The organism is Bradyrhizobium sp. (assembly GCF_019242285.1).
Lineage (GTDB): Bacteria > Pseudomonadota > Alphaproteobacteria > Rhizobiales > Xanthobacteraceae > Bradyrhizobium.
The window spans coordinates 1-6,124 of record NZ_JAFAVV010000162.1 but is presented as its reverse complement, the minus strand read 5'-3'; the positions used below and the strand labels follow the sequence as shown (position 1 = coordinate 6,124).

5 protein-coding genes and 1 pseudogene are annotated in these 6,124 nt (G+C 66.1%); 3 read left to right on the top strand and 3 right to left on the bottom strand.

Annotated features, from left to right (window positions below; translation table 11 throughout):
• The 3 genes and pseudogenes from JOY90_RS05970 to JOY90_RS05960 form a co-directional block, all read left to right on the top strand.
• Nucleotides 1-231 (top strand): annotated as a pseudogene (locus tag JOY90_RS05970) (methionine--tRNA ligase); the annotation flags it as partial.
• A gap of 9 nt (nt 232-240) precedes the next feature.
• Nucleotides 241-1,035 carry a TatD family hydrolase gene (locus JOY90_RS05965; protein WP_291690225.1) on the top strand — a complete coding sequence of 265 codons (795 nt, stop codon included), beginning with the start codon at nt 241-243 and terminating at the stop codon, nt 1,033-1,035.
• Nucleotides 1,032-1,829: an MBL fold metallo-hydrolase gene (locus JOY90_RS05960; RefSeq protein WP_291690224.1), complete on the top strand. Its 798-nt coding sequence runs from the start codon at nt 1,032-1,034 to the stop codon at nt 1,827-1,829. The genes JOY90_RS05965 and JOY90_RS05960 overlap by 4 nt, the downstream gene beginning before the upstream one ends.
• A gap of 121 nt (nt 1,830-1,950) precedes the next feature.
• Here the strand turns inward: JOY90_RS05960 and JOY90_RS05955 are convergent, their stop codons facing one another.
• From JOY90_RS05955 to JOY90_RS05945, 3 genes are all read right to left on the bottom strand, one after another.
• Nucleotides 1,951-3,600, bottom strand: coding sequence for an acyl-CoA synthetase (locus tag JOY90_RS05955; protein ID WP_291690223.1), 1,650 nt, complete (start codon nt 3,598-3,600; stop codon nt 1,951-1,953).
• Nucleotides 3,601-3,627: 27 nt separating this feature from the next.
• Nucleotides 3,628-5,517, bottom strand: coding sequence for a TRAP transporter large permease subunit (locus JOY90_RS05950; RefSeq protein ID WP_291690222.1), 1,890 nt, complete (start codon nt 5,515-5,517; stop codon nt 3,628-3,630).
• A 22-nt stretch (nt 5,518-5,539) separates the two neighbouring features.
• On the bottom strand, nt 5,540-6,124 hold a 585-nt coding region (locus JOY90_RS05945; RefSeq protein ID WP_291690221.1), incomplete at its 5' end, for a TRAP transporter substrate-binding protein.

Sequence of the window (6,124 nt, the reverse complement as noted above, 5' to 3'; positions counted from 1 at the left end):
CCGCGCCAGCAGACGGTGCTGTACGTCACTGCCGAGGTGGTGCGGCAGATCGCGATCCTGACCCAGCCGGTGATGCCTACGGCGTCCGAGAAGCTGCTCGACAGCCTCGGCATCCCCGTAACCGAGCGCAGTTTTGACCGGCTCGGCGGCGCGACCAGAATTGCGCCGGGCACAACGCTGCCTGCGCCGCAAGCGGTCTTCCCCCGTTACATCGAGCCGTCGGCGGCATAGATACTGTCCATGCTCGTCGACAGCCACTGCCATCTGGATTTCCCGGACTTCGCCGCCGATCTCGACGCCATCGTGGCGCGGGCGGCGCAGGCCGGCGTCGGCCGGATGATAACGATATCGACCCGGGTGAGGCGGCTCGCCGAGCTGATCGCGATCGCCGACCGCTTTCCGAACGTTTACTGCTCGGTCGGCACCCATCCGCATCATGCGGACGAGGAGGACGGCATCGCCCCGGACGAGCTGGTCGCGCTGACGAGACATCCGAAGGTGGTGGCGCTCGGCGAGGCCGGGCTCGACTATTTCTACGACAACGGCTCGCCGCAAGCGCAGGCGCGCGGCTTTCGCGCGCATATCGACGCGGCGCGCTTGACCGGCCTGCCGCTGGTGATCCACACCCGCGAGGCTGATGACGACTGCCGGCGCATCCTGGAAGAGGAGGCGGCCAAGGGCCCGTTCCGTGCCGTGCTGCATTGCTACACCGGCGGCCGGGAGCTGGCGATGAAGGCGATCGAGCTCGGGCTGTCGATCTCGTTCACGGGCATCATCACCTTCAAGAAGTCGGAAGCGCTGCGCGCGCTGGCCGCCGAGCTGCCGGCCGACCGCATCATGGTCGAGACCGACGCGCCCTATCTCGCGCCCGGCAAGTTCCGCGGAAAACGCAACGAGCCGGCCTATGTCGTGGAGGTCGCGCGCGTGCTGGCGGAGGCGAGGGGGGTCTCGCTGGAGGAGATTTCCCGGCAGACCACGGAAAATTTCTTCCGCCTGTTCGCCAAGGTGCCGCGTCCGGAAGCGGCTGCCGCATGACGCTGACGCTGACGATTCTCGGCTGCGGCTCTTCCGCCGGCGTCCCGCGCCCGGCGCTCGGCTGGGGCGCCTGCGATCCCGCCAATCCCAGGAATCGCCGCCGCCGCTGCTCGCTGCTGGTCGAGCGCACCGCGCCGCATGGCACGACGCGGATCCTGATCGACACCTCGCCCGACCTGCGCGAGCAGTTGATCGACGCCGAGGTCGACCATCTCGATGCGGTGTTTCTCACCCATGAGCATGCCGACCAGACCCATGGCATCGACGATCTTCGCTCGGTGGTGCTGCATCAGCGCCGCCGGATTCCCGTCCACCTGAACCAGTCGACGGCGAAGGACATCATTCATCGGTTCTCCTACTGTTTCATCTCGCCGGCCGGCAGCGATTATCCGCCGATCCTGACCCAGCATGCGATCGAGGGCGGCGAGAGCCGCAGCATCGACGGGAAGGGAGGCTCGGTCACGCTGTCCGCCTTCGACGTGCAGCACGGCAACATCCCCGCGCTCGGCTATCGCATCGGCGATGCCGCCTACACCCCTGATATCAGCGACATTCCGCAGGCGAGCTGGCGCAGCCTGGAGAATCTCGACCTCTGGATCGTCGACGGCCTGCGCAACACGCCGCATCCAAGCCATTTCAGCGTCAACGACGCGCTGTCCTGGATCGCGCGCTTCAGGCCGAAGCGCGCCGTCATCACCAACATGCATTCCGACCTCGACTACGAGGTGCTGCGGCAGAGCCTGCCGGAAGGCGTCGTGCCGGCTTATGATGGGATGCGGCTCGAGGTGGGGTGAGGCCGTCAAGATTGCGGAGCGTGGGCCAAGCGCAGCGTGCCCACCACATTGCCGCCGTTACGGGAGCCAAGGGGCACGTCGCTTCGCTCCTTTGCCCACCCTACAGGACTCGCAATGACGGCTACGCCGAGATCGCCTTCGCCGACTCCACCTGGTTGCGCAGCAGGAATTTCTGGATCTTGCCGGTCGACGTCTTCGGGATCGGCCCGAACACCACGGCCTTCGGCGTCTTGAAGCCGGACATGTGGCTCTTGCAATAGGCGATGATCTCGGCCTCGGTCGCGGTCGCACCGTCCTTCAATTCGAGGAAGGCGCAGGGCACCTCGCCCCATTTCGCATCGGGCTTTGCCACCACGGCCGCGAACAGCACGGCGGGATGACGATAGAGAACGTCCTCGACCTCGACGGAGGAGATGTTCTCGCCGCCGGAGATGATGATGTCCTTGGAGCGGTCCTTGATGATGACATAGCCGTGCTCGTCGAGCACGCCGAGATCGCCGGTGTGGAACCAGCCGCCGGCAAAGGCCTCCCTCGTCGCCTTCTCGTTCTTGAGGTAGCCCTTCATCACGATGTTGCCGCGGAACATCACCTCGCCGATGGTCTCGCCGTCGCGCGGCACCTCGCGCATGGTCTGCGGATCGAGCACGGTGACGGCTTCCTCGAGCGGGTAGGGCACGCCCTGCCGCCGCTTCATGTGCGCGCGCTCTGCGACGGTGAGGTCGTCCCAGCCCGGCTGCTCGGCGCAGACCGAGGCGGGGCCGTAAACTTCGGTCAGGCCGTAGACGTGGGTGAGCCTGATGCCGATGCTTTCGGCGCCCTCGATCACGGCGACCGGTGGCGCGGCGCCCGCGATCAGGCCACAGACCGGCTTCTCGCGCTTGCCCTTGGGCGCGCCGGGCGCGTTGATCATCGTGTTGTAGACGATCGGCGCGCCGCACATGTGGGTGACGCCGTGCTTCGCGATCAATTCGAAGATTTTGGCCGGATCGACCTTGCGCAGGCAGACATTGACGCCGGCCGCGGCCGCGATGGTCCAGGGAAAGCACCAGCCGTTGCAGTGGAACATCGGCAGCGTCCAGAGATAGACCGGGTGCTGGCCGAGATTGCCCGCCAGGATGTTGCTGACAGCGTTGAGATAGGCGCCGCGGTGATGAGTGACGACGCCCTTGGGATTACCCGTGGTGCCCGAGGTATAGCTCAGCGCGATCGCGTCCCATTCATCCGCGGGCATGTGCGGCGCGAAATTCGCGTCGCCCTGCGCCAGCGCCGCCTCGTATTCGATCTCGCCGATGCGTTTGCCGCTTGAATAGGCCGTGTCATCGACGTCGATGACGAGCGGCTTCGGCCTCGTCATCTGCTGTAGCGCCTCGGCGATCACACCGGAAAATTCCGGATCGACCAGGATGATCTTCGCCCCGCCATGGTCGAGCTGGAACGCGATCGAGGGCGCGTCGAGCCGGATGTTGAGCGCATTGAGGACGGCGCCGGTCATGGGGACGGCGAAATGCAGCTCGTTCATTGCCGGCACGTTCGGCAGCATCGCCGCGACCGTGTCGCCCTCGCCGATGCCGTTCTGCGCGAGGTAGGAGGCGAACTGCCGGCAGCGCCGGTAGGTCTGCTCCCATGTGAAGCTGCGGCCCTCATAGACCGCGCAGAGGTGGTTCGGGAACACCGCCGCGCTGCGGGTGATGAAGCTGAGCGGGGTCAGCGGCACATAGTTGGCGGGAGTCTTGTCCAGACCAACGTCATATTGGCTCTGCCTGACACTCATCGGCCACCTCCCGCTTGCTTTAGGACATTACAGGAACCCGATCGAAATCCACGGAAAAATCGCCACGATGATCAAGCCGACCAGGAGCGCCAGCATATAGCCGAGGATCGGCCGAATGCCCTGTGCCGGATCAACCCGCCCGATGGCGCAGGCCGCATAATAGCCGACGCCGAAGGGCGGCGCGAACAATCCGATGCCCATGGCGAGGATGACGATCATCGCATAATGCACCTCGTGCACGCCGACCGCCTTGGCGATCGGAAACAGCAGCGGCCCGAACAGCACGATCGCCGGAATCCCTTCCAGCACGCTGCCCAGCACCATGAAGGCCGCGATCGACACCGCGATGAAGCTCGCGGCGCCGCCGGGCAGGCCGGTCATGGCGGTCGCCAGCGCCCGTGAGAAGCCGGATTGGGTCAATCCCCAGGCCATGCCGGTCGCGGTGCCGATGATCAGCAGGATCGCCCCCGACAGCGCCGCCGTCTCGATCAGCATCGGCAACAGCCGCCGCCGGTCGAAGCGGCGGTAGATCAGGAGCCCGATCAGGGCGGCATAGACGATGCCGATGGTCGACACCTCGGTCGCCGTCGCCACGCCCTCGACCACGGCAGCGCGGATCACGAAGGGCAGCGCCAGCGCGGGCAGGGCAATGACGAAGCTGCGGGCGATCTCCGCACCCTTGGCGCGCTGGACGTGGCTCAGATCCTCGTTCCGGTAGCGCCACCAGACCAGCATCGCCAAGGTGGCCGCGAGCACCATGCCGGGCAGGAGGCCGCCGGTGAACAGCGCGGAGATCGAGACGCCCGTGACCGAGCCGATGGTGATCAGCACCAGGCTCGGCGGGATGGTCTCGGTCTGCGCGCCCGTCGCCGACAGCAGCGCGACGAGGTCGCCGGGCTTGGCCCCGCGCTCCTTCATCTCCGGGAACAGCACCGGCGCCACCGCCGCCATGTCGGCGGCCTTGGAGCCGGAGATGCCGGAGACCAGGTACATGGCGCCGAGCAGCACGTAGTGCAGGCCGCCGCGGACATGGCCGAGCAGGCTCGCCAGGAACGCCACCATGGCCCGCGCCATGCCGGTCATCTCGATCAGGAGGCCAAGAAAGACGAACAGCGGCACCGAGAGCAGGATCAGATGGCTCATGCCCTCGTCCATCCGCCCGACCACCACCATCAAGGGCGTGCGGGTGGTGAGGGCGAGATAGCCGAACACCGCAAGGCCGAAGCCGAAGGCGATCGGCACGCCCGTGAACACGCAGAACCCGGCGACGCCGACGAAGAAGATGATCAGGTTGATGTTGCCGAGCGGACGCAGCACCGGCTGGGCCAGCCAGAACACCGCGACGATCACCGCGACTGAAATCACCGCCGCCGCCAGCGTCCGGAAATCCCCGGTCCGGATCAGCCGCAGCAGCGCGAACAGCACCATCAGGCAGATGCCGGCCGGCAGCGCGGCTGCGCGCCAACTGTTGGAAATCTGCAGCGCCGGCGTGGTGATGAAGCTCTCCTCGTAGGCGTAATCGAAGGAGGGCTGCACCACCATCAGGAGGAACGCCAGCGCCGCGCAGGTTGCGACCACGTCGAGATAGGCCCGCGCCGCAGGCCGCAGGCTCGCGACCACCGCGGTCATCCGCATGTGCTCGGAGCGGCGGAACGCCACCGCCGAGCCCAGCATCGCGAGCCACAGGAACAGGATCGACGCGAGCTCGTCCGACCAGACCAGCGGCGCATGCAGGACGTAGCGCGCCACCACGCCGGCGAACAGGATCACGATCTCGGCGACCACCAGGATCGCCGCCGGGATTTCGACCAGCCTTCCGACGAGGCGTTCGATCGAGCCGATCAGCGAAGGCCGTCGAGGAGGGGATTCGAGCACCACTTCGGTGACGCTGAATTCAGTTACTTCAACGCGAGTCATGACGCCCTCGAACCGCCCGACGCTACGACAGCTTGCCGACCGCTTTCTCCAGGATCTCCCAGGCGTGCTCGCCGTATTTGCCCTTCCACTCGGCATAGAATCCGGCGGTCCTGAGTTTCTCGCGGAACGGCCCCACGTCGGGCTGATTGAACACCAGGCCCTTGGCGACAAGATCCTCCTTGACGCTGGCGTTCAGCTTCTCGGTGTCCTCGCGCTCCTTGACCGCCGCGGCGTTGACGTTCCTGGCGACGATGGCGCGAACATCCTCCGGCAAGGCCTGCCAGGCGCGGCGGTTCGCCAGGAACCAGAAGCCGTCCCACATGTGGTTGGTCAGCGAGCAATATTTCTGCACTTCGTAAAGCTTCGCGGTCGAGATCAGCGCCAGCGGATTTTCCTGGCCCTCGACGATCCTGGTCTGCAGCGCCGAATAGACCTCGCTGAAATTGATCGAGGCGGGGGATGCGTCGAACGCCTTGAACATCGAGGTCCACAGCGGCGACACCGGCACGCGGATCTTGAAGCCCTTGAAATCGTCCGGACCGTTGATCGGCCTGGTCGAGGAGGTAGTCTGGCGGAACCCGTTGTCCCAAATATTGTCCATCACCAC

Excerpts from the sequence above, each read along its gene's own strand:
- JOY90_RS05965 (WP_291690225.1), top strand. The coding sequence starts at position 241 with ATGCTCGTCGACAGCCACTGCCATCTGGATTTCCCGGACTTCGCCGCC.
- JOY90_RS05960 (WP_291690224.1), top strand. The coding sequence starts at position 1,032 with ATGACGCTGACGCTGACGATTCTCGGCTGCGGCTCTTCCGCCGGCGTC.
- JOY90_RS05955 (WP_291690223.1), bottom strand. The coding sequence starts at position 3,600 with ATGAGTGTCAGGCAGAGCCAATATGACGTTGGTCTGGACAAGACTCCC.
- JOY90_RS05950 (WP_291690222.1), bottom strand. The coding sequence starts at position 5,517 with ATGACTCGCGTTGAAGTAACTGAATTCAGCGTCACCGAAGTGGTGCTC.